This is a genomic window from Pseudomonas sp. LBUM1664 (assembly GCF_059695895.1).
Genome location: NZ_CP166791.1, coordinates 4,337,803 through 4,358,718, shown reverse-complemented (window position 1 = coordinate 4,358,718; position 20,916 = coordinate 4,337,803). Strand labels below are relative to the sequence as shown.

16 protein-coding genes and 4 tRNA genes are annotated in these 20,916 nt (G+C 61.4%); 18 read left to right on the top strand and 2 right to left on the bottom strand.

The genetic code is table 11. The features are described from left to right. Nucleotides 1-59: 59 nt before the first annotated feature. The 10 genes from gltX (at nt 60) to ACA047_RS20220 (ending at nt 5,894) form a co-directional block, all read left to right on the top strand. Nucleotides 60-1,541 (top strand): glutamate--tRNA ligase, encoded by a 1,482-nt coding sequence (gene gltX, locus ACA047_RS20265; RefSeq protein WP_497352321.1) that lies wholly within the window; start codon nt 60-62, stop codon nt 1,539-1,541. A 146-nt stretch (nt 1,542-1,687) separates the two neighbouring features. Continuing rightward, nucleotides 1,688-1,763 (top strand) — tRNA-Ala (locus ACA047_RS20260). A gap of 79 nt (nt 1,764-1,842) precedes the next feature. After that, nucleotides 1,843-1,918, top strand: a tRNA-Glu gene (locus ACA047_RS20255). A 53-nt stretch (nt 1,919-1,971) separates the two neighbouring features. After that, nucleotides 1,972-2,047: transfer RNA gene (locus ACA047_RS20250), tRNA-Ala, on the top strand. Between the two features lie 77 nt (nt 2,048-2,124). Further along, nucleotides 2,125-2,200, top strand: a tRNA-Glu gene (locus ACA047_RS20245). A gap of 183 nt (nt 2,201-2,383) precedes the next feature. Then, on the top strand, nt 2,384-2,923 hold the full coding sequence (locus tag ACA047_RS20240) for a TetR/AcrR family transcriptional regulator (RefSeq protein ID WP_497352319.1): 540 nt from the start codon (nt 2,384-2,386) through the stop codon (nt 2,921-2,923). 28 nt (nt 2,924-2,951) lie between these two features. Beyond that, nucleotides 2,952-3,785, top strand: a complete 834-nt coding sequence (locus ACA047_RS20235) for an alpha/beta fold hydrolase (RefSeq protein WP_497352317.1) — start codon at nt 2,952-2,954, stop codon at nt 3,783-3,785. Between the two features lie 45 nt (nt 3,786-3,830). Beyond that, nucleotides 3,831-4,298, top strand: a complete 468-nt coding sequence (locus tag ACA047_RS20230; RefSeq protein WP_497352315.1) for an acyl-CoA thioesterase — start codon at nt 3,831-3,833, stop codon at nt 4,296-4,298. A 64-nt stretch (nt 4,299-4,362) separates the two neighbouring features. Next, on the top strand, nt 4,363-5,322 hold the full coding sequence (locus ACA047_RS20225; protein ID WP_497352313.1) for a tRNA dihydrouridine synthase: 960 nt from the start codon (nt 4,363-4,365) through the stop codon (nt 5,320-5,322). Nucleotides 5,323-5,441: 119 nt separating this feature from the next. Continuing rightward, nucleotides 5,442-5,894 carry an Hsp20 family protein gene (locus tag ACA047_RS20220; protein ID WP_497352311.1) on the top strand — a complete coding sequence of 151 codons (453 nt, stop codon included), beginning with the start codon at nt 5,442-5,444 and terminating at the stop codon, nt 5,892-5,894. 100 nt (nt 5,895-5,994) lie between these two features. Here the strand turns inward: ACA047_RS20220 and ACA047_RS20215 are convergent, their stop codons facing one another. Together ACA047_RS20215 and ACA047_RS20210 are read right to left on the bottom strand one after the other, a co-directional pair. After that, nucleotides 5,995-9,273 (bottom strand): EAL domain-containing protein, encoded by a 3,279-nt coding sequence (locus ACA047_RS20215; RefSeq protein WP_497352309.1) that lies wholly within the window; start codon nt 9,271-9,273, stop codon nt 5,995-5,997. 70 nt (nt 9,274-9,343) lie between these two features. Continuing rightward, nucleotides 9,344-10,234 (bottom strand): LysR family transcriptional regulator, encoded by an 891-nt coding sequence (locus ACA047_RS20210; protein WP_497352307.1) that lies wholly within the window; start codon nt 10,232-10,234, stop codon nt 9,344-9,346. 156 nt (nt 10,235-10,390) lie between these two features. Here ACA047_RS20210 and leuC point away from each other — a divergent pair, with 156 nt between their 5' ends. From leuC to truA, 8 genes are all read left to right on the top strand, one after another. Further along, on the top strand, nt 10,391-11,809 hold the full coding sequence (gene leuC, locus ACA047_RS20205; RefSeq protein WP_497352305.1) for a 3-isopropylmalate dehydratase large subunit: 1,419 nt from the start codon (nt 10,391-10,393) through the stop codon (nt 11,807-11,809). An 11-nt stretch (nt 11,810-11,820) separates the two neighbouring features. Continuing rightward, nucleotides 11,821-12,465 (top strand): 3-isopropylmalate dehydratase small subunit, encoded by a 645-nt coding sequence (leuD, locus tag ACA047_RS20200; RefSeq protein WP_497352303.1) that lies wholly within the window; start codon nt 11,821-11,823, stop codon nt 12,463-12,465. A gap of 155 nt (nt 12,466-12,620) precedes the next feature. Then, nucleotides 12,621-13,385, top strand: a complete 765-nt coding sequence (locus tag ACA047_RS20195) for a class I SAM-dependent methyltransferase (RefSeq protein WP_497352301.1) — start codon at nt 12,621-12,623, stop codon at nt 13,383-13,385. A gap of 65 nt (nt 13,386-13,450) precedes the next feature. After that, a complete protein-coding gene (leuB, locus tag ACA047_RS20190; RefSeq protein ID WP_497352299.1) occupies nt 13,451-14,533 on the top strand; it encodes a 3-isopropylmalate dehydrogenase in 1,083 nt (360 codons plus the stop codon). A gap of 54 nt (nt 14,534-14,587) precedes the next feature. After that, nucleotides 14,588-15,700, top strand: coding sequence for an aspartate-semialdehyde dehydrogenase (gene asd, locus ACA047_RS20185; RefSeq protein WP_497352297.1), 1,113 nt, complete (start codon nt 14,588-14,590; stop codon nt 15,698-15,700). A 246-nt stretch (nt 15,701-15,946) separates the two neighbouring features. Further along, complete coding sequence (locus ACA047_RS20180; protein ID WP_497352295.1) at nt 15,947-16,957, top strand: aspartate-semialdehyde dehydrogenase; 1,011 nt, start codon at nt 15,947-15,949, stop codon at nt 16,955-16,957. Nucleotides 16,958-17,166: 209 nt separating this feature from the next. Then, nucleotides 17,167-19,764 (top strand): FimV/HubP family polar landmark protein, encoded by a 2,598-nt coding sequence (locus tag ACA047_RS20175; RefSeq protein WP_497352293.1) that lies wholly within the window; start codon nt 17,167-17,169, stop codon nt 19,762-19,764. Nucleotides 19,765-20,075: 311 nt separating this feature from the next. Continuing rightward, nucleotides 20,076-20,900 carry a tRNA pseudouridine(38-40) synthase TruA gene (gene truA, locus ACA047_RS20170; protein WP_497360456.1) on the top strand — a complete coding sequence of 275 codons (825 nt, stop codon included), beginning with the start codon at nt 20,076-20,078 and terminating at the stop codon, nt 20,898-20,900. Nucleotides 20,901-20,916 lie beyond the last annotated feature (16 nt).

Below are 20,916 nucleotides of genomic sequence, written 5' to 3'. Positions count from 1 at the left end.
CCTGTTACCATTCGCCCCCTGTTTGATCTTTGCTTTTTATATTCTTTCCGAGACATGCCATGACCACCGTCCGCACCCGCATCGCGCCTTCGCCCACTGGCGATCCCCATGTCGGCACCGCTTACATCGCTTTGTTCAACTATTGCTTTGCCAAGCAGCATGGCGGTGAGTTCATCCTGCGGATCGAGGACACCGATCAGTTGCGTTCGACCCGTGAGTCCGAACAGCAGATTTTCGATGCCCTGCGCTGGCTGGGTATCAACTGGAGCGAAGGCCCGGACGTCGGCGGCCCGCATGGTCCGTACCGTCAGAGCGAGCGCGGCGATATCTACAAGCAGTATTGCCAGCAACTGGTGGACCTGGGGCACGCGTTCCCGTGCTTCTGCACCGCCGAAGAGCTGGACCAGATGCGCGCCGAGCAGATGGCCCGTGGCGAAACCCCGCGCTACGACGGTCGCGCGCTGCTGCTGTCCAAGGAAGAAGTCGCCCGTCGCCTGGCCGCCGGCGAGCCCCATGTGATCCGCATGAAGGTGCCGACCGAAGGCGTCTGCGTGGTGCCGGACATGCTGCGTGGCGATGTCGAGATCCCGTGGGATCGCATGGACATGCAGGTGCTGATGAAGACCGACGGCCTGCCGACGTACTTCCTGGCGAACGTGGTCGACGATCACCTGATGGGCATTACCCACGTATTGCGCGGTGAAGAATGGCTGCCATCGGCGCCGAAACTGATCCTGCTCTACGAGTACTTTGGCTGGGAACAACCACAGCTGTGCTACATGCCGCTGCTGCGTAATCCGGACAAGAGCAAGCTGTCCAAGCGCAAGAACCCGACCTCGGTGACCTTCTACGAGCGCATGGGCTTCATGCCCGAGGCGATGCTCAATTACCTGGGTCGCATGGGTTGGTCGATGCCGGATGAGCGCGAGAAATTCTCGCTGCAGGAAATGGTCGAGCATTTCGACCTGTCGCGGGTGTCCCTGGGCGGGCCGATCTTCGATGTCGAGAAACTGTCGTGGCTCAACGGCCAGTGGCTGCGTGACCTGCCGGTGGAAGAGTTTGCCGCCCGCGTGCAGAAGTGGGCACTGAATCCTGAGTACATGATGAAAATCGCGCCCCATGTGCAGGGCAGGGTGGAGACGTTCAGCCAGATCGCACCGCTGGCCGGCTTCTTCTTTGCCGGTGGCGTGACGCCGGATGCGAAGCTGTTCGAATCCAAGAAGCTCTCGGGCGACCAGGTGCGCCAGTTGATGCAACTGATCTTGTGGAAGCTCGAAAGCCTGCGTCAGTGGGAAAAGGACAGCATCACCGCAACCATTCAGGCGGTTGTCGAGCACCTGGAGTTGAAGCTGCGTGACGCCATGCCGCTGATGTTCGCCGCCATTACCGGCCAGGCCAGTTCGGTGTCGGTGCTTGATGCGATGGAAATTCTCGGGCCGGACCTGACCCGCTTCCGCCTGCGCCAAGCCATCGATCTGCTCGGTGGCGTGTCGAAGAAGGAAAACAAGGAGTGGGAAAAACTGCTGGGCGCGATTGCCTAAGCGGTCGAGGAGGCAGGACATACCCCGGTTTTCCGGGGTTTGTCGGTAAGTGATTGTTATCCCGGCAAAAAACTTTCAAATTTGTTAAAAATAAATTTGACAGCCCTCTGATACGCCCTTAAGATTCGCCCCGTCCTCAGCGATGAGGGGCTATAGCTCAGCTGGGAGAGCGCTTGCATGGCATGCAAGAGGTCGACGGTTCGATCCCGTCTAGCTCCACCAATTTACACTTCAAGGCCTGGCCACACGGGTCTTGAAGCGATCAACACTCAGCGTTGATCAGTTGTATAGAAGGGTTTGTGTCCCCTTCGTCTAGTGGCCTAGGACACCGCCCTTTCACGGCGGTAACAGGGGTTCGAGTCCCCTAGGGGACGCCAGTTTTACAGAAGCGATGTTGCAAGATGCCGCTCCGCCGCGAGGCGAAAAATCTGGGGCTATAGCTCAGCTGGGAGAGCGCTTGCATGGCATGCAAGAGGTCGACGGTTCGATCCCGTCTAGCTCCACCAATTTACAGGTTCAAGGTCTGGCCACACCGGCATTGAATCGATCAGTTCTCAGCGCTGATCAAGTACAGAAGGTTTGTGTCCCCTTCGTCTAGTGGCCTAGGACACCGCCCTTTCACGGCGGTAACAGGGGTTCGAGTCCCCTAGGGGACGCCACGATTACCCGCTCTGCGGGATTTTATAAGGGTCATTCAATTATTGAATGGCCCTTTTGTTTGTCTGGCGTTCGGCCAATTCCCTTATTCTCCTGAAAAGATGCTTCTGACCAGCGGTCTGAATTTCCGCTTGCAGAAAATTATTATGCATATAATATTTCAATCGTAATATTCGGAGGCGACGATGAGCGATAAAAAGGCACAAACCCGTGAGCGCATTCTTAAGGCCGCCAGCGCCGCGCTGATCCAGCGTGGTCCGGCCGAGCCGAGCGTGGGCGAGGTGATGGGTGCGGCCGGGCTGACGGTGGGTGGCTTCTATGCGCACTTCGAAAGCAAGGATGCCTTGATGCTGGAGGCGTTCAAGCAACTGCTCAGTCAGCGTCGCGGCTTGATCGCCGACATGGATGCCGGATTGAGCGGTGAAGAGCGGCGCACCCTGGCGGCGGCATTTTACTTGTCGCGCAAGCACCGTGACTCCACCGAACAAGCCTGTCCGATTCCGGCATCGATCGGGGAACTCGGACGGCTGCCGGATGAATTTCGTGAGGTGCTCAATGAGCATATCGAGCTGATGGTCGCGCAGTTGGCGGCCAGCCCGGAAGACGCCGACAAGGTGCTGGCGGACATCGCCTTGATGGTCGGTGGCCTGGCCCTGGCACGGGCGCTGGGCCCGGGGGAGTTGTCGGATCGTTTGCTGCGCGCTGCCAAGTCGGCGGTGCGATGAACTAAGGCGCAAGCCCTGGAGATGAGCAATGGACAGGTTGAGCTGGATTCGTGGCGTCAATGGCACGCTGGGCCGGTTGGCTCCACGGCTGGTGGCGAAGAAGATGCGGATGTTGTTCATGCGTCCCAGGAATTTGCAGCCACGGGACTGGGAACTGCCATTGCTGGCGACCTCCGAGCGCATCACCTTGCGTTTCGGTCTCTCGGCCTTGCGCTGGGGCAAAGGCCCGACCGTGCTGCTGATGCACGGCTGGGAAGGGCGACCCACTCAGTTTGCGGCGCTGATCACGGCGCTCGTGGGCGCCGGCTACACGGTTGTGGCGCTGGATGGCCCCGCCCATGGCCGCTCCCCTGGTCGTGAGGCGAATGTCTTGCTGTTCGCCAGGGCCATGCTCGAAGCCGCGGCTGAATTGCCGTCGTTGCAGGCGGTAATCGGGCATTCCATGGGGGGCGCCAGTGCCATGCTGGCGGTTCAGTTGGGGCTGCGTACCGAGACGCTGGTGAGCATCGCCGCACCCGCACGGATTCTCGGGGTCTTGCGCGGATTTGCCCGGCATATGGGCCTGCCGCCCAGGGCGCGTTCAGCGTTCATTCGCCAGGTGGAAAGCGATGTGGGTATGCCGGCCTCGAAGATGGACGTCTCGCATTATCAGTTGGATGTGCCGGGGCTGATCGTCCATGCCGAGGACGACACGTCGGTCTCGGTCGAGGAGTCGCAACGGATTCACGAAGCCTGGTTCGACAGTCGCTTGCTGCGGTTGTCACAGGGCGGGCACCAGCGGGTGCTGGCCGATCCTCGTGTCATTGATGGTGTGTTATCACTGCTGGCCGGGCGCAGCCTGCAAGCGCGGCAATCGGCCTGAGCATCCGTTACACTGCCTCGATCCAAATTCGACCGGGAGAGGGGCATGGGCTGGGATCGGGCAACGCCGTTCATCATTGATCTTCAAGTAAATGCCGAAGACATCGATGGGTTGGGCCACGCCAACAACGCGGTATACGTCACTTGGCTCGAGCGCTGTGCCTGGCGCCATTCCCAGCGCCTGGGACTGGATCTGGTGGAATACCGGCGGCTTGACCGGGCCATGGCGGTCGTGCGTCATGAAATCGATTACCTGGCGGCCGCCTATGAAGGCGACGAACTGCTATTGGCCACCTGGATCGTCGACTGGGACCAGCGGCTGAAGATGACCCGGCATTTTCAACTGATCCGTCCAAGCGACAACACCACCTTGTTACGCGCCCAGACCACTTTTGTTTGTATCGAACTGTCCACCGGCAGGCCCAAACGGATGCCGCCAGAGTTCATCGAGGGTTATGGCGCCGCGCTGAACCCTTGTGACAGCGAGTCCGTTCCCACCGGGGATGGGTGGTGAGTTCCGATGTGATGAGCAAAATCCGGTAAACTGCCGCACGTTTTTTCGTTGAGTGTGTTTTTCCATGCAAATTGCCCTGGCGCCCATGGAGGGGTTGGTCGACAACATCCTGCGGGACGTCCTGACCCGTGTTGGCGGTATCGACTGGTGTGTCACCGAGTTCATCCGCATCAACGACCGACTGCTCACACCGGCCTACTTCCACAAGCTCGCCCCGGAGTTGCTGACCGGCGCCCAGACTGCCGCCGGTGTGCCGTTGCGGGTGCAGTTGTTGGGTTCAGACCCGGTGTGCCTGGCGGAAAACGCCGCGCTGGCCTGTGAGCTGGGTTCGCAGGTCATTGACCTGAACTTTGGCTGCCCGGCCAAGACCGTGAACAAATCCCGGGGCGGGGCGGTATTGCTCAAAGAGCCGGAACTGCTCAACGAAATCGTCGAACACGTGCGCCGAGCGGTGCCCAGGCACATTCCTGTTACCGCCAAGATGCGCCTGGGGTTCGACAGCCCGGACGGTGCGCTGGTCTGCGCCACGGCCCTGGCCGAAGGGGGGGCGGCGCACATTGTGGTGCATGCGCGGACCAAGACCGACGGCTACAAGCCACCGGCCCACTGGGAGTGGATCCCGCGGGTTCAGGAGGTGGTCAAGGTGCCGGTGTTCGCCAACGGCGATATCTGGAGCGTGGAAGACTGGCGCCGTTGCCGCGAAATCAGCGGCGTCGAAGACATCATGCTCGGGCGCGGCCTTGTGTCCCGTCCTGATCTGGCCCGGCAGATTGCCGCAGCAAAGGCCGGTGAAGAAGTGGTCGAGATGTCTTGGGCCGAGCTGCAGCCGATGCTCCAGGACTTTTGGGTGCAGGTGGTCGAGCAACTGACGCCACGTCAGGCGCCAGGTCGATTGAAGCAGTGGCTGGCAATGCTGACCCGCAACTACCCCGAAGCGGTGGAGCTGTTTACCGCTCTGCGCCGGGAAACCGACCTGGACGCGGTGGGCCATTTGCTCGGCGTTCAACGCACCAAAGCGGCCTGAAAAAATTTCAAAAAAAGCTCTTGAAATGTTTTTGGCGGCCCCTAGATAGGGGTTACGCGATGCCGAATTCGGGTCGCGGAGACAAAAAACCTTGCTGAACTTTTCAGGAGATTTGAATCATGAGTACTGCATTTTCGTTGGCCCCTCTGTTCCGTTCCTCGGTGGGCTTTGACCGTTTCAACGACCTGTTCGAAACCGCTCTGCGCAACGAACCGGGCAGCAGCTATCCACCCTATAACGTGGAAAAATATGGCGATGATGAGTACCGCATCGTGGTTGCCGCCGCCGGGTTCCGGGAAGAAGACCTGGACCTGCAAGTGGAAAAAGGTGTGCTGACCATCAGCGGCGGCAAGCGTGAGGCCAGCAACGACAGCGTGACCTACCTGCACCAGGGCATTGCCCAGCGTGCGTTCAAGCTGTCCTTCCGGTTGGCGGATCATATCGAGATCAAGTCCGCCGGCTTGAGCAACGGTCTGTTGAGCATCGACCTGTTGCGGGTGATACCGGAAGAGGCCAAGGCTAAGCGCATCCCGATCAATGGGGTGCAGCAGCAACCCGCGTTGCAAAACTGATGCATCGCAACTGAAAAAGGGCGCCAATGGCGCCCTTTTTCATATCCCTCGCCACAACAATCGCCAGGCTTCACTTTTTCGCGCACGCGGTCCATCCCCATCACGGCAACAACCGCTCAAACGCATCCAGTGGCAACGGCCGGCTGTGCAGGTAGCCCTGGTACAAATGGCAATCGAGGCCCTGCAGGAATTGCAGTTGCTCCAGGGTCTCCACGCCTTCGGCAATCATTTTCAGGTTAAGGCTGCGGGCCATGGCGACGATGGCGCGGATGATTTCGGCGTCGTTGGGGTCGCTGGTGGCGTCGCGCACGAATGACTGATCGATTTTCAGCGTGTCCACCGGCAGGCGCTTGAGGTAGGTCAGCGACGAATAACCGGTGCCGAAGTCGTCCATGGCGAAGCTCACCCCCAGTTTCTTGAGCCGGCGCATTTTGCCGATGGTGTCGTCCAGGTTCTGGATCACGATGCCTTCGGTGATTTCCAGCTTCAACATGGAGCAGGGCAGGCCGTGGGTGGCGAGGCTGTTTTGGATGCGTTCGACGAAATCGCTCTGGCGGAACTGCCGCGGGCTGATGTTCACGCACAAGCTGAATTGCTGCGGATCGACCTTGCCCCTGGCGATCAGTTGCTTGAAGCCGTCGCAGGCTTCATCGAGGATCCAGGTCCCGACTTCCAGGATCAGCCCACTGTCTTCCAGCACTTTGATGAACTCGTTCGGCGACTGGGCCCCCAGTTCAGGGTGATGCCAGCGCACCAGGGCTTCGGCACCGATGATGCGGTTATCCCGAGCGTCGACCTGAGGTTGGAAATGCACGCTGAACTCGCCGCGGGCCAGGGCCTGGCGCAGGTCGGTTTCCATGCGCAGCCGTTCGCTGGCGGCTTTTTGCATGGTGGCATGGAACATCTGCGAGGTGTTGCGTCCCGAGTCCTTGGCGCGGTACAGCGCAATGTCGGCACGCTTGAGCAGGTCGGCAGGGGTGGAGCCATGGTCGGGAATCAGCGCCATGCCGATGCTCGGCGTGACTTGCAGCCGCTGGCCGTCGAGGAACATTGGTTCCGAGAGCAGGTCGCGCAGGGTGTCGGCCAGATGCTGCACTTGCGTGGTGACTTCGCAGCGGCTGCCTTCCAGGCCGCTGAGCAACACCACGAATTCGTCGCCACCCAGCCGCGCTACGGTGTCCTCCATGCGCACGCTGGCTTCCAGGCGCGCAGTGATGATTTTCAGCACCGTGTCACCCACCGGATGACCGAGGGAGTCGTTGATGTGCTTGAAGTGGTCCAGGTCGAGAAACAGCAGGGCGCCACGCAGGTTATGGCGCTTGAGCAGGGCGATCTGCTGGCTCAGCCGGTCCATCAGCAGTGCCCGGTTGGGCAGGTTGGTCAGCGGGTCGTGGTAGGCCAGGTGGCGGATCTGTGCTTCGGCGTTCCTTAGCAGGCTTACGTCCCGGGCAGTCAGCAGCAGACAGGCCGTTTCGTTGAGCGTAATGGGTTCGACCGAGACCTCCACGGTGAGAATCTCCCCACGCTTGTTGCGACCGAGCATTTCCTGATGGAGCACCCGGCCCTTGAGTTGCAGTTCGGCCAGCAAGGTCGTGCGCTGTTTTTCTTCGGCCCAGATTCCCACCTCATAAACCGTGTGCCCGATCACTTCGTCGGCGCGGTAGCCAGTCAGCCGGCAGAAGCCGTCGTTGACTTCCAGGTAGCGACCGCTTTCGCGCTCGGTGATGGTGATGGCGTCGGGGCTGGAGTGGAAAGCCTTGGCGAATTTCTCCTCGCTGGCCTTGAGGGCCGCTTCGGAGCGTTGTTGCTGAGTGATGTCCCGCAGGGTGGTGACAATGCAGGGCTGGTTGCCGACGTTGATCTGCCGGCTGGAGATCACGCAGGTCAGTGGATGGCCGTTTTTATGATGGACGACGATGGCCACGTTGTTCAGGGATCGCTCGCGGATCACCCGTTCAATGCGTTGCAGGCTGCTGCCGGAGGCATCCCAGAGGCCGATCTCGTCGGCGCTGCGGTCGATCACGTCGCTGGCCGCCCAGCCGAAGGTCTGGGTGAAGCTGGAGTTGATTTCGATGAACCGGCCACTGTCCTGATGCGTGACGCAGATCGGGTCGGGGCTGACCTGGAACAGGGTGGCAAATTTTTCTTCCGACGCCGCCAGGCTTTGTTCGCGTTCTACCTGGTCGGTGATGTCCAGCAAGGTGCCGGCCATACGTTGCGGGCTGCCGTCGTCGTTACGGTAGAGGCGGGCGCGGCTTTCCAGATAACGGGAGCTGCCGTCCGGCAGTTGTACGCGATAGGTCAACTGATAATTGCCCGCCGGGCCTTCGCGCAGGCTGCGGTAGGCATTGCGCATGTTGTTGCGCTCTTCCGTGGGCACCCCATCGAAAAACGAATCGAATGATTCGTGGAACGGCTTGGGCTCCAGGCCATGGAGCTGCGCGGCCCGGGCCGAGCCGTAGAGCATGCCACTGGGGATGTGCCAATCCCAGGTGCCCAGTTGCGCTGAGTTGAGGGCCAGGTCCAGGCGTTCCTGGCTGTCCTTGAGGGCCTGTTCGGCCAGTTTGCGTTCGGTGGTGTCGAGGAACGTGCTCAGCAGATAAGGCTGACCTTCCAGCTCGACTCTCTGGGAACTGAGAAGGCCACTGTGGATCTGGCCGTTGCTGGCCCGCAGTTCCACTTCCATGCTCGACAGTTCGCCCTTGGCCTTGATGGCCTCCACCAGTTTTACCCGCTGCCCGGGGTCGACCCACAAGCCCAGCTCCAGGGTGGTCCGACCAATCGCATCGTGCAATGGCCAGCCAAACAGGCTTTCGAAATACTGGTTGGCCTCGCTGATCAGCCCGTCTTCCTGACGCGTCAGCAGCACCATGTTCGGGCTCAGATGAAACAGTGTGGCGAAACGCTTTTCCGAACTGCGCAGCGCCTGCTCCCGCTCGCGCTGATGGGTGATCTCGCGGATCACCCCGATCATGCGGGGGCGACCGTGTTTGTCGGGCAGTACGCTGCCATTGATCTCCAGCCAGTGCTGGCTGCCGTCGGGCCAGACGATACGGTGGTGCATCGCCTGTTCCAGCGGCACACCGGCCACTGCCGCGTGAAAGGCGCGGATGGCTTTGTTCCGGTCTTCGGGCAGCAACAGGTCCAGGTAATCCACATCCGCCGGCAAGGGTTGGCGCGGATCGAAGCCGAACAGCGCCTGGGTGCCCCGGGACCAACTGATCTGCCCACTCTCGATGTCCCACGACCAGGCCCCCAGCCGTGCACCGTTCAGGGCGGCCAGCAACTGCGGCGCACTGTCCCAACTTTGCTCGGACCGTTTTGGGTCAAGCGCCTGAATGCGTGGCAGGGGGGGGAAATGGTCAGCGGGTTTGGGCATTATCTAAAGAGCCTTGGGCAGGTTTGGGCGTTAGGCACAGACGTAGCGGCTCTATTAGGAGTAGCACAACCTATGCCTTTGTCCCTGGCAGATCGATTTGTGCGTCCAGTAAGGACATGAAAGCCCGTGCAGCGTTCGACAACGTCCGTTCGGTATGCAAGATATAGCCTAGCTGGCGACTGAGCTGTATGCCCGGCAAAGGAATGCTTGCCACCTGATCATCGAGCATGGTGCGCGGCAGAACGCTCCAGGCCAGGCCGATGGAGACCATCATCTTTATGGTTTCCAGATAATTCGTGCTCATGGCGATGTTCGGCGTCAGGCCCTGGGCCTGGAACAGGCGTTGGACGATGTGGTGGGTAAAGGTGTTGCCACCCGGGAAAACCGCCGGATGCAAGGCAATGTCCGCCAGGCTGACTGCGTCGTTCTCCAGCAGCACATGTTCCGGGGCCACCACGAAATCCAGGGGGTCGTCCCACACCGGCGTGGCCCGCACCAGCGTGTGTGGTTCGGGAGCCAGGGTGATGACCGCCAGCTCCGCTCGGCCATGGAGGATTTCTTCGTAGGCCACTTCCGAATCCAGAAACTGAATATCCAGCGCCACCTGTGGGTAGCGTCGGGTGAACTCCCTTAATAAGGGCGGCAGACGATGCAGGCCGATGTGGTGACTGGTGGCGAGCGTCAGGCGCCCGGTCACTTCGCCGGTCAGGTTGGTCAGGGCGCGACGGGTGTCATCCAGCACGTTGAGGATCTGATAGGCCCGTGGCAACAGGGCCCGACCGGCTTCGGTCAGGCCCACTTCGCGGCCCAGCCGGTCGAACAGGCGCACCTTGAGCTGCTGTTCCAGCCCGGCGATGCGTTTGCTGATGGCTGGCTGAGTCAGGTGCAGGCGTTCACCGGCACCAGAGAAACTGCCTGTCTCGGCGATGGCAATAAAGGCATTGAGGTTGGCGAGGTCCATGGCAGTCTCGGTCAGATTCCAGTTGGTTATGCAAAGTATGAAAAATATGAATTTGAGTTATTTAATGTAACCCCATAGGATCAGCCTCACAAGCCAAGGGGTTATTGATTCCCTCAAGACCTGGGGCATAGAAACAAGCTGATGAGGAACCGTCTGATGGCCGGCAAAACGCTCTACGACAAGCTCTGGGATTCGCATTTGGTCAAGCAGCGCGACGATGGCTCGGCGCTGATCTACATCGATCGTCACATCATCCACGAAGTGACTTCGCCGCAAGCCTTCGAAGGTCTGCGTCTGGCCGGGCGCAAGCCTTGGCGCATCGATGCCAACATCGCGACCCCGGACCACAACGTACCGACCACGCCGGAGCGCAAGGGCGGCATCGAAGCCATTGCCGACCAGGTCTCGCGTTTGCAGGTTCAGACCCTCGACGATAACTGCGACGAATACGGCATCGTCGAATTCAAGATGAATGATGTGCGCCAAGGCATCGTCCACGTCATCGGCCCGGAACAGGGCGCGACCTTGCCTGGGATGACCGTGGTCTGCGGCGACTCCCACACATCGACCCACGGTGCTTTCGGGGCCCTGGCCCACGGCATCGGCACCTCAGAGGTCGAGCATGTGCTCGCCACCCAGTGCCTGGTCGCCAAGAAGATGAAAAACATGCTGGTGAGCGTCGAGGGCAAATTGCCGTTCGGCGTGACCGCCAAGGACATCGTCCTGGCCGTGATCGGCAAGATCGGCACTGCCGGCGGGAACGGCCACGCGATCGAGTTCGCGGGCAGCGCCATCCGCGATTTGTCCGTGGAAGGCCGCATGACCATCTGCAACATGTCCATCGAGGCCGGTGCCCGCGTTGGGCTGGTGGCCGCCGATGAAAAAACCGTGGAATACGTCAAAGGTCGCCCGTTCTCCCCGAAAGGTGCTGAATGGGACATGGCGGTCGAAGCCTGGAAGGACCTGGTGTCCGACCCCGATGCCAAGTTCGACACCGTGGTCGAACTCGACGCTACCCAGATCAAGCCGCAGGTCAGCTGGGGCACTTCCCCGGAAATGGTGCTGGCGGTGGACCAGAACGTGCCCGATCCGACCAAGGAAATGGACCTGGTCAAGCGTGACTCAATCGTCCGCGCACTGAAATACATGGGCTTGAGCGCCAACCAGGCGATCACCGACATTCAACTTGACCGCGTGTTCATCGGTTCCTGCACCAACTCGCGGATCGAAGACCTGCGCGCGGCGGCGGTGATCGCCAAGGGTCGCAAGGTGGCCTCGACCATCAAGCAGGCCATCGTGGTGCCGGGCTCGGGCCTGGTGAAGGCTCAGGCTGAAGCGGAAGGGCTGGACAAGATTTTCCTCGAGGCCGGTTTCGAATGGCGTGAGCCAGGGTGCTCGATGTGCCTGGCGATGAACCCGGATCGCCTGGAGTCGGGCGAGCATTGCGCCTCCACCTCCAACCGTAACTTCGAAGGGCGTCAGGGCGCCGGTGGCCGTACGCACCTGGTGAGCCCGGCCATGGCCGCGGCCGCCGCCGTCAACGGCCGTTTCGTCGACGTCCGCGAATTGATCTGAAGGAGCGCAGCATGAAAGCTTTTACCCAGCACACCGGTCTTGTCGCGCCTTTGGATCGTGCCAACGTCGACACCGACCAGATCATTCCCAAGCAGTTCTTGAAATCGATCAAGCGCACCGGCTTCGGTCCGAACCTGTTCGACGAGTGGCGCTACCTGGATGTGGGCCAGCCTTACCAGGACAACTCCAAGCGGCCGTTGAACAAGGATTTCGTGCTCAACGCCGAGCGTTATCAAGGCGCCAGCGTGTTGTTGGCCCGCGAAAACTTCGGTTGTGGTTCGAGCCGCGAACACGCGCCCTGGGCTCTGGAAGAGTACGGTTTTCGCAGCATCATCGCGCCGAGCTACGCCGACATTTTCTTCAATAACAGCTTCAAGAACGGTTTGCTGCCGATCATCTTGAGCGACGCTGACGTGGATGAGCTGTTCCAGCAGGTCGAGGCGAACCCGGGCTATCAACTGCAGGTCGACCTTGCGGCCCAGACCGTGACCCGTCCTGACGGCAAGGTGCTGAGTTTCGAGATCGACGCGTTCCGCAAGCATTGCCTGCTCAACGGCCTGGACGACATTGGTTTGACCCTGCAGGACGGCGAGGCGATTGCCACGTTCGAAGCCAAGCATCGGGCGAGCCAGCCTTGGTTGTTTCGGGATGCTTGATTGATTTGAGATTGATGTAAGTAGTGCTGGCCTCTTCGCGAGCAAGCCCGCTCCCACAGGGGGGTGTGAACGCCGCAAATCCAATGTGGGAGCGGGCTTGCTCGCGAAGATGGCAGTACTGACACCAAAAGACTACACCCCAAAAGGAAGTCCCCATGACCAGCACCGCCCACAGTCAGGTTGTACAAAAGCAATTCGGTGAACAGGCTTCGGCCTATCTGAGCAGTGCCGTGCACGCCCAGGGCACTGAGTTCGCGCTGCTACAAGCCGAGCTGACCGGTAGGGGCGATGCCCGTGTGCTGGACCTGGGGTGCGGCGCCGGTCACGTGAGTTTCCACGTGGCGCCGCTGGCTGGTGAAGTGGTGGCCTACGACCTGTCCCAGCAAATGCTGGACGTCGTGGCCGCGGCGGCGGTGGAGCGTGGTCTGGGCAACATCACCACAGTGCGCGGCGCCGCCGAGCGCCTGCCGTTCGCCGACGGTGAGTTCGACTTCGTGTTCAGTCGCTACTCGGCGCATCATTGGAGCGACCTGGGCCTGGCACTGCGGGAAGTGCGCCGGGTGCTCAAGCCGGGCGGGGCGGTGGCCTTCATTGATGTCCTGTCGCCGGGCACGCCGTTGCTGGACACGTACCTGCAAAGCGTCGAAGTGCTGCGCGACACCAGCCATGTGCGCGATTATTCGGCCGGTGAGTGGTTGCGCCAGGTCAGCGAAGCGGGGTTGCACACCCGAAGCACCACGCGTCAGCGCCTGCGTCTGGAATACCGCTCCTGGGTCGAGCGCATGCGCACCCCCGAGGTGATGCGTGCGGCGATTCTTGAGTTGCAGCGCTCGATGGGCGATGAAGTGCGTGAATATTTTGAGATTGAGGCCGATGGTTCGTTCAGTACAGATGTACTGGTGCTGTGGGCCGAGCGATAGCATTTTTCCCGGCCAGCCCAAGGTTAAAAAGCCTGGGGCGCGCCGACAGAGCAAATGAGGAAACCATGAGCAAGCAGATTCTGATTCTCCCAGGTGACGGCATTGGTCCGGAAATCATGGCCGAAGCGGTCAAGGTCCTGGAGCTGGCGAACGACAAGTACAGCCTGGGCTTCGAGCTCAGTCACGATGTGATCGGCGGCGCGGCCATCGACAAACACGGCGTGCCTCTGGCCGATGAAACCCTGGACCGTGCCCGCGCTGCCGATGCCGTGCTGCTGGGCGCCGTGGGCGGCCCGAAATGGGACAAGATCGAACGCGACATCCGCCCGGAGCGCGGCCTGCTGAAGATTCGTGCGCAGTTGGGCCTGTTCGGCAACCTGCGTCCGGCGATTCTCTACCCGCAACTGGCCGATGCCTCGAGCCTGAAGCCGGAAATCGTTTCGGGCCTGGACATCCTCATCGTCCGCGAACTGACCGGCGGTATCTACTTCGGCGCCCCGCGCGGTACCCGTGAGCTGGATAATGGCGAACGCCAGGCCTACGACACCCTGCCGTACAGCGAAAGCGAAATTCGCCGGATCGCCCGGGTCGGTTTCGACATGGCTCGCGTGCGCGGCAAGAAGCTGTGCTCGGTGGACAAGGCCAACGTGCTGGCTTCCAGCCAACTGTGGCGTGAAGTGGTCGAGCAGGTGGCCAAGGATTACCCGGACATCGAACTGAGCCACATGTACGTCGACAACGCCGCCATGCAACTGGTGCGCGCGCCGAAGCAGTTCGACGTGATCGTCACCGACAACATGTTCGGCGACATCCTGTCCGACGAAGCGTCGATGCTCACCGGTTCCATCGGCATGCTGCCGTCGGCCTCCCTGGATGCCAACAACAAGGGCATGTACGAGCCGTGCCACGGTTCGGCGCCGGACATCGCCGGGCAGGGCATTGCCAACCCGCTGGCGACCATTTTGTCGGTGTCGATGATGCTGCGCTACAGCTTCAACCGGGGCGACGTGGCCGATGCCATCGAGACGGCGGTCAGCGCAGTGCTGGACCAAGGTCTGCGCACGGGCGACATCTGGTCGGCCGGTTGTACCCAAGTCGGTACGCAGCAAATGGGCGATGCAGTAGTCGCCGCGCTGCGGAATCTGTAATCTTTCGGGCCCACCGCTCCGACGGTGGCCCACTTTTGTATAGGTGTAGTTGCGATGAAACGTGTAGGTCTGATCGGTTGGCGCGGCATGGTCGGTTCCGTGCTCATGCAGCGAATGCTGGAAGAGCAGGATTTCGATCTCATTGAGCCGGTGTTTTTCACCACCTCCAATGTCGGTGGCCAAGGCCCGTCCGTGGGCAAGGACACCGGTGTGCTCAAGGATGCCTACAGCATTGACGAGCTCAAGACCCTCGACGTGATCCTGACCTGTCAGGGCGGCGACTACACCAGCGAAGTCTTCCCCAAATTGCGTGAAGCCGGCTGGCAGGGTTACTGGATCGACGCCGCCTCCAGCCTGCGCATGCAGGACGATGCAGTGATCGTTCTCGACCCGGTGAACCGCAAGGTCATCGACCAGCAGCTGGACGCGGGCACCAAGAACTACATCGGTGGCAACTGCACCGTCAGCCTGATGCTGATGGGCCTGGGCGGCCTGTTCGAGGCCGGTCTGGTGGAGTGGATGAGCGCCATGACCTATCAGGCGGCTTCCGGTGCCGGTGCGCAGAACATGCGTGAACTGATCAAGCAGATGGGCGCGACCCACGCCGCCGTCGCCGATGAGCTGGCCAACCCGGCCAGCGCCATCCTGGACATCGACCGCAAGGTCGCCGAGGCGATGCGCAGCGATGCGTACCCGACCGAGAATTTCGGCGTGCCGCTGGCCGGCAGCTTGATCCCGTGGATCGACAAGGAACTGCCTAACGGCCAGAGCCGTGAAGAGTGGAAGGCCCAGGCCGAAACCAACAAGATCCTGGGTCGCTTCAAGAGCCCGATCCCGGTGGACGGCATCTGCGTGCGCATCGGCGCCATGCGCTGCCACAGCCAGGCGCTGACCATCAAGCTGAACAAAGACGTGCCGATCGCCGATATCGAAGGGCTGATCAGCCAGCACAACCCTTGGGTCAAGCTGGTGCCGAACAACCGCGAAATCAGCATGCAGGAGCTGAGCCCGACCAAGGTCACCGGCACCCTGAACGTACCGGTGGGCCGTTTGCGCAAACTGAACATGGGTTCGCAATTCATTGGTGCCTTCACCGTTGGCGACCAACTGCTGTGGGGCGCGGCCGAACCGCTACGCCGCATGCTGCGGATTCTGCTCGAGCGTTGATCGGTTGATGCTGTGAAAGAACCCGTGCCTTGTGAGAGGTGCGGGTTTTTTTATGCTGTCAGGGCAGATATCCGTGGCGAGGGAGCTTGCTCCCGCTCGGTTGCGCAGCAACCGCCAAAAATCTGGGGCCGCTACGCAGCCCAGCGGGAGCAAGCTCCCTCGCCACAAAGGTTCTGCTCGTTCAATTGCCTGCATACCTACCACCCGGTAAAGTGCCGCTCCCCACGTTTTACCTGAGGTAGACCCATGAGCCAGTCCTTTGATATTGCCGTGATCGGCGCCACCGGTACTGTCGGCGAAACCCTCGTCCAGATTCTCGAAGAGCGAGACTTCCCAGTTGGCAACCTGCACCTGCTGGCCAGCAGCGAATCGGCAGGAAGCTCGGTGATGTTTCGCGGCAAAAACGTGCGGGTACGAGAAGTCGACGAATTCGACTTCAGCAAAGTCCAACTGGTGTTTTTTGCCGCCGGCCCGGCGGTGACCCTGAGTTTCGCCTCGCGTGCCACGGCGGCTGGTTGCGCGCTGATCGATCTGTCCGGCGCGTTGCCGCCCGAACAGGCGCCGCAGATCGTGCCAGAAGCCAACGCCCAGGTGCTGGCCGGTTTGAGCAAGCCCTTTCAAGTCAGCAGCCCCAGCGCTTCGGCCACGGTGTTGGCGGTGGTGCTGGCGCCGCTGCACGAATACCTGGACTTGCAGCGCATCAGCCTGACCGCCAGCCTCGCCGTGTCCGCCCAGGGCCGCGCGGCCGTCAGTGAGTTGGCGCGGCAGACCGCCGAGTTGCTCAACGCCCGTCCGCTGGAGCCGAAGTTCTTTGATCGGCAGATGGCGTTCAACCTGCTGGCCCAGGTCGGCACCCCGGACGAGCAGGGTCATACGCAGCTGGAAAAGCGACTGGTTCGCGAGTTGCGCCAAGTGCTGAATCAACCTTTGTTAAAAATTTCAGTCACTTGCATTCAAGCCCCGGTGTTTTTTGGCGATAGCTTTAGCGTGACTGTGCAGTCTGCGCACGCCATCGACCTGGCGAAGGTCAATGCGGCCCTGGAAGCGGCGCCGGGTATCGAGCTGGTAGACGCGGGCGATTACCCGACCCCGGTGTGTGATGCAGTGGGGCAGGATGTGGTCTACGTGGGGCGTGTGCGCGGCGGCATCGATGACCCGGCGGAACTAAATATGTGGCTGACGTCAGATAACGTACGCAAGGGCGCGGCACTCAATGCTGTGCAGGTGGCTGAGTTGTTGATAAAAGACCTGCTGTAAAAGATACTTGGCAACAATTTGTCGAATGATTCTAGCTGAGCGCTATGCTTGGCCAGAGTGCTGAAGGCGAACCTCCCTCTGGGGGCTTTCCCGGGGCATGAGTGAAACGATCGCGCGCACCGTCGCTTCGGGGCTGCGCGCAATGCCTTACGGCAGCGGCATCAACACCTTCTCGCTGGCCGAGGAATGTTCAAACAAAGGAAGAGGCTATGGTTCAAGTTCGCAAACTGGTGTTAGCAATAGCGGCCGCCTCGGCGCTGTCCTCCGGTATGGCGCAAGCGCTCGGGCTCGGGGAATTGACCCTGAAGTCGACGCCGAACCAGCCCCTGGTCGCCGAGATCGAGTTGCTCGACGTCCAGCAACTGACCGCCGCCGAAGTTGTGCCGAGCCTGGCCTCGCCCGACGACTTCGCCAAGGCCGGAGTCGACCGCCAGGCCTTTCTCAACGACCTGACCTTCACTCCGGTGATCAACGCCAATGGCAAGAGCGTCCTGCGGGTGACGTCCAGCCGGCCGTTGTCTGAACCGATGGTCAAGTTCCTGGTGCAGGTGATGTGGCCCAACGGGCGTCTACTGCGCGACTACAGCGTGTTGCTCGACCCATCCAAGTTCTCGCCGCAGGCTGCTGACGCTGCCCGGGCGAAGCCACCCCAGGTGGTGTCCACGCCGGTCACGGGGGCTACCAAGCCGTCCCAATACACCACCACGCCGCGCGATACCCTGTGGGAAATCGCCGCCAAGGTGCGCAACGGCGGGTCGGTCCAGCAAACCATGCTGGCGATCCAGGCGTTGAACCCGAAAGCATTCATCAATGGCAACATCAACCTGCTCAAGACTGGCCAGGTGCTGCGCCTGCCGGATCCTGTGCAAAGTACCGCGTTGCCGCAACCCCAGGCCATCGCCGAAGTGGCGGCGCAAAATGCCGCCTGGCGCTCGGGACGTCAGGGCGTGGCGCGTGGCGGCCAGCAGCAGTTGGATGCGACCAAGCGTGGTGACGGCGCGCCAGCGCAGGCAGCCGGGCGCGATAACTTGAGCCTGGTGTCGGCCGAGTCGGCGAAGGCCGGCGCAAAGGGCAAGGGCAAGGGCGCTGCCGGCGATTCCCAGGCGCTGAGCAACAAGCTCGCGGTCACCCAGGAAAGCCTCGATTCGGCTCGCCGCGACAATGAAGAACTGAAAAGCCGCATGGCGGACCTGCAAAGCCAACTGGACAAGCTGCAGCGCCTGATCGAGCTGAAGAACAATCAACTGGCCAAGATGCAGGCCGAAGGTGCCGCTGTTCCACCGACTGGAGAGGCGCCTGCGGCGATGTCGGCGCAGTTGACCCCTGGGCCATCGGCACAAGCACCGACGACGGCACCAGAGGTGACGCCGCCTGTTGCTCCGGTCGAGCCAACGCCTGCGGCTTCCAATGAGCAAAAATACAACGACCTGCTGACCAACCCGGTCCTGCTGGGGCTGATTGGCGGCGGCGCGCTGGTCCTGCTGTTACTGCTGTTGTTGCTCGCCCGCCGCCGCAAGGCCCAGCAGGAAGCCGAGAGACACGTGCGCATGGCCCGAGCCCTTGAGGAGGAGGCCGACTTCTCCCCGGAGCTCGATTTGCCCCCGAGCAGCTTCGAGGGCATTGATGTACCCCCGCCAAGCGTAAAGCTTGAGCCCAAGCCTGCCCCAGCGCCGGTCCCCAAGCCGGCCCCGTTGGTTGCGCCTGTGATCGTCACGCCGCCCATCGCGGCGCCGTTGGTGGCTCCGGCCGCCGAGCGTTCCGACGACGTGCTGCCCCAGGCCCAGTCCCATATCGACCGTGGTCGCTTGAATCAGGCTGCCGACCTGCTTGAGCAGGGCATCAAGGCCGAGCCTCAGCGCAGCGACCTGCGCCTGAAGCTGATGGAAGTCTACGGCCAACAGGGAGACCGCGACGCCTTTGTCGCCCAGGAGCGTCAGCTGGTGGCCAATGGCGACAACTACGCTCAGGTCGAGCAGCTCAAAAGCCGTTTCCCAGCCATGGTGGTTGCCGCCACCGCTGGCCTGGCCGCTGCGACAGTGGCCGCTGAACTGGACGCGCAGTACGTCAAGGACCTGTTGGAAGACAAGCCCGCGACCGATGAAGAGCTGGACAACGCCTTCGACCTGAGCCTGGAGGATCTGGAAGCCTCGCCGGCCACGCCTGCACCAGAGCCCGTCGCCGAGCTGGACGCGTTCCCGGAAGACGATGACCTGAGTTTCGAGTCGGTGCTCAAGCAGCAGACCGAAGCCAACGAAAGCCTGGATGATCTGTCGGAGTTTGACCTGGACCTGGGCGCTGATGCCCCGGCTCCCGCCTTGGACGACGAAGACTTCCTGCTGGATCTGGATGACGACCTTAAGGGTCTGGATCTGGACGATGACATCAAGGGCCTTGACCTGGACTTGCCTGCGGCCCAGACGCCAGCCTTGACTGACACCCCGGCTGACGACCTCGAACTGCCGGCCGATTTCGATCTGTCCCTGGCAGACGAAATGGACGCACACGACAAGCCAAAGGATGCCTTCGAGTCCGAGCTGGAGGATGTCAACACTGAGCTGGATCGCCTGACCGACGACCTGAGCCAGCCGACCTTCACCGCCGAAGACGCCCTGGTGGGTGCTGAAGACGAACCGGACTTCGACTTCCTCAGCGGCACCGACGAAGTGGCGACCAAGCTCGATCTGGCCCAGGCCTACATCGACATGGGCGACAACGACGGTGCCCGGGATATCCTCGGTGAAGTCCTCAGCGAAGGCGATGCCACCCAGAAGAGCGAAGCACAGGAAATGTTGTCGCGTCTGGTCTGAGAGGATCGGGTTAACGAAAACGGCAGCCGATGAGGCTGCCGTTTTTGTTTGGGGCAGGGGAGGTAATGGCGTTTGGGCTGGCCCCATCGCGAGCAGGCTCGCTCCCACAACGGATTTGTGGTGAACGCAGGATCCATGAATACACCCGAGAATCCCTGTGGGAGCCGAGCTTGCTCGCGATGGCGTCAGTCCATTTGACACAGAGCCACCCGTTGCACTGGCATCCCACCCGGCGGGCCTTATAATGCCCGCCTTTGCGTACCTCAGCAGGCTGTAATTCCTTGGCAAACATAGACAACCCGGCCGCCGAAATGGCGGCCGACGGCTTTTTCCGAATCGCCTTGGGCGTTGAATACAAAGGCTCGCGTTATCGCGGCTGGCAGCGTCAGGCTTCCGGCGTATTGACGGTGCAGGAAACCCTTGAAAACGCGCTGTCCAAAGTCGCCGATTCGCCCGTGTCGCTGCATTGCGCCGGCCGTACCGATGCCGGCGTGCACGCCTGCGGCCAGGTGGTGCATTTCGATACCCAGGTCGAGCGATCAATGAAGGCCTGGGTCATGGGCGCCAACATCAACCTGCCCCACGATGTCAGTGTCAGCTGGGCCAAGGCGATGCCGGCGCATTTTCATGCGCGCTTCAAAGCCATTGCCCGGCGTTATCGCTATGTGATCTACAACGATCAGATCCGCCCGGCGCACCTGAACGAAGAGATCACCTGGAACCACCGCCCGCTGGACGTCGAGCGCATGGCCGAGGCCGCGCAATACCTGGTTGGGGTCCATGATTTCAGCGCCTTTCGCGCTGGCCAGTGCCAGGCCAAGTCGCCGATCAAGGAGTTGCATCACCTGCGCGTGACCCGTCACGGCAAGATGATCGTGCTCGACATCCGTGCCAGCGCGTTCCTGCATCACATGGTGCGCAACATTGCCGGCGTGCTGATGACCATCGGCGCTGGCGAGCGTCCCGTGGAGTGGATCAAGGAAGTGCTCGACAGTCGCATCCGCCGTTCCGGTGGCGTGACGGCGCACCCGTTTGGTCTGTATCTGGTGCAGGTCGAATATCACGACGAATTCGAGCTGCCACAGCGTTACATCGGGCCTCATTTCCTCACGGGCTTCTCGGAACTCGACGGCTGACGCCCTGCGCTGCATT

Excerpts from the sequence above, each read along its gene's own strand:
- gltX (WP_497352321.1), top strand. The coding sequence starts at position 60 with ATGACCACCGTCCGCACCCGCATCGCGCCTTCGCCCACTGGCGATCCC.
- ACA047_RS20240 (WP_497352319.1), top strand. The coding sequence starts at position 2,384 with ATGAGCGATAAAAAGGCACAAACCCGTGAGCGCATTCTTAAGGCCGCC.
- ACA047_RS20235 (WP_497352317.1), top strand. The coding sequence starts at position 2,952 with ATGGACAGGTTGAGCTGGATTCGTGGCGTCAATGGCACGCTGGGCCGG.
- ACA047_RS20230 (WP_497352315.1), top strand. The coding sequence starts at position 3,831 with ATGGGCTGGGATCGGGCAACGCCGTTCATCATTGATCTTCAAGTAAAT.
- ACA047_RS20225 (WP_497352313.1), top strand. The coding sequence starts at position 4,363 with ATGCAAATTGCCCTGGCGCCCATGGAGGGGTTGGTCGACAACATCCTG.
- ACA047_RS20220 (WP_497352311.1), top strand. The coding sequence starts at position 5,442 with ATGAGTACTGCATTTTCGTTGGCCCCTCTGTTCCGTTCCTCGGTGGGC.
- ACA047_RS20215 (WP_497352309.1), bottom strand. The coding sequence starts at position 9,273 with ATGCCCAAACCCGCTGACCATTTCCCCCCCCTGCCACGCATTCAGGCG.
- ACA047_RS20210 (WP_497352307.1), bottom strand. The coding sequence starts at position 10,234 with ATGGACCTCGCCAACCTCAATGCCTTTATTGCCATCGCCGAGACAGGC.
- leuC (WP_497352305.1), top strand. The coding sequence starts at position 10,391 with ATGGCCGGCAAAACGCTCTACGACAAGCTCTGGGATTCGCATTTGGTC.
- leuD (WP_497352303.1), top strand. The coding sequence starts at position 11,821 with ATGAAAGCTTTTACCCAGCACACCGGTCTTGTCGCGCCTTTGGATCGT.
- ACA047_RS20195 (WP_497352301.1), top strand. The coding sequence starts at position 12,621 with ATGACCAGCACCGCCCACAGTCAGGTTGTACAAAAGCAATTCGGTGAA.
- leuB (WP_497352299.1), top strand. The coding sequence starts at position 13,451 with ATGAGCAAGCAGATTCTGATTCTCCCAGGTGACGGCATTGGTCCGGAA.
- asd (WP_497352297.1), top strand. The coding sequence starts at position 14,588 with ATGAAACGTGTAGGTCTGATCGGTTGGCGCGGCATGGTCGGTTCCGTG.
- ACA047_RS20180 (WP_497352295.1), top strand. The coding sequence starts at position 15,947 with ATGAGCCAGTCCTTTGATATTGCCGTGATCGGCGCCACCGGTACTGTC.
- ACA047_RS20175 (WP_497352293.1), top strand. The coding sequence starts at position 17,167 with ATGGTTCAAGTTCGCAAACTGGTGTTAGCAATAGCGGCCGCCTCGGCG.
- truA (WP_497360456.1), top strand. The coding sequence starts at position 20,076 with ATGGCGGCCGACGGCTTTTTCCGAATCGCCTTGGGCGTTGAATACAAA.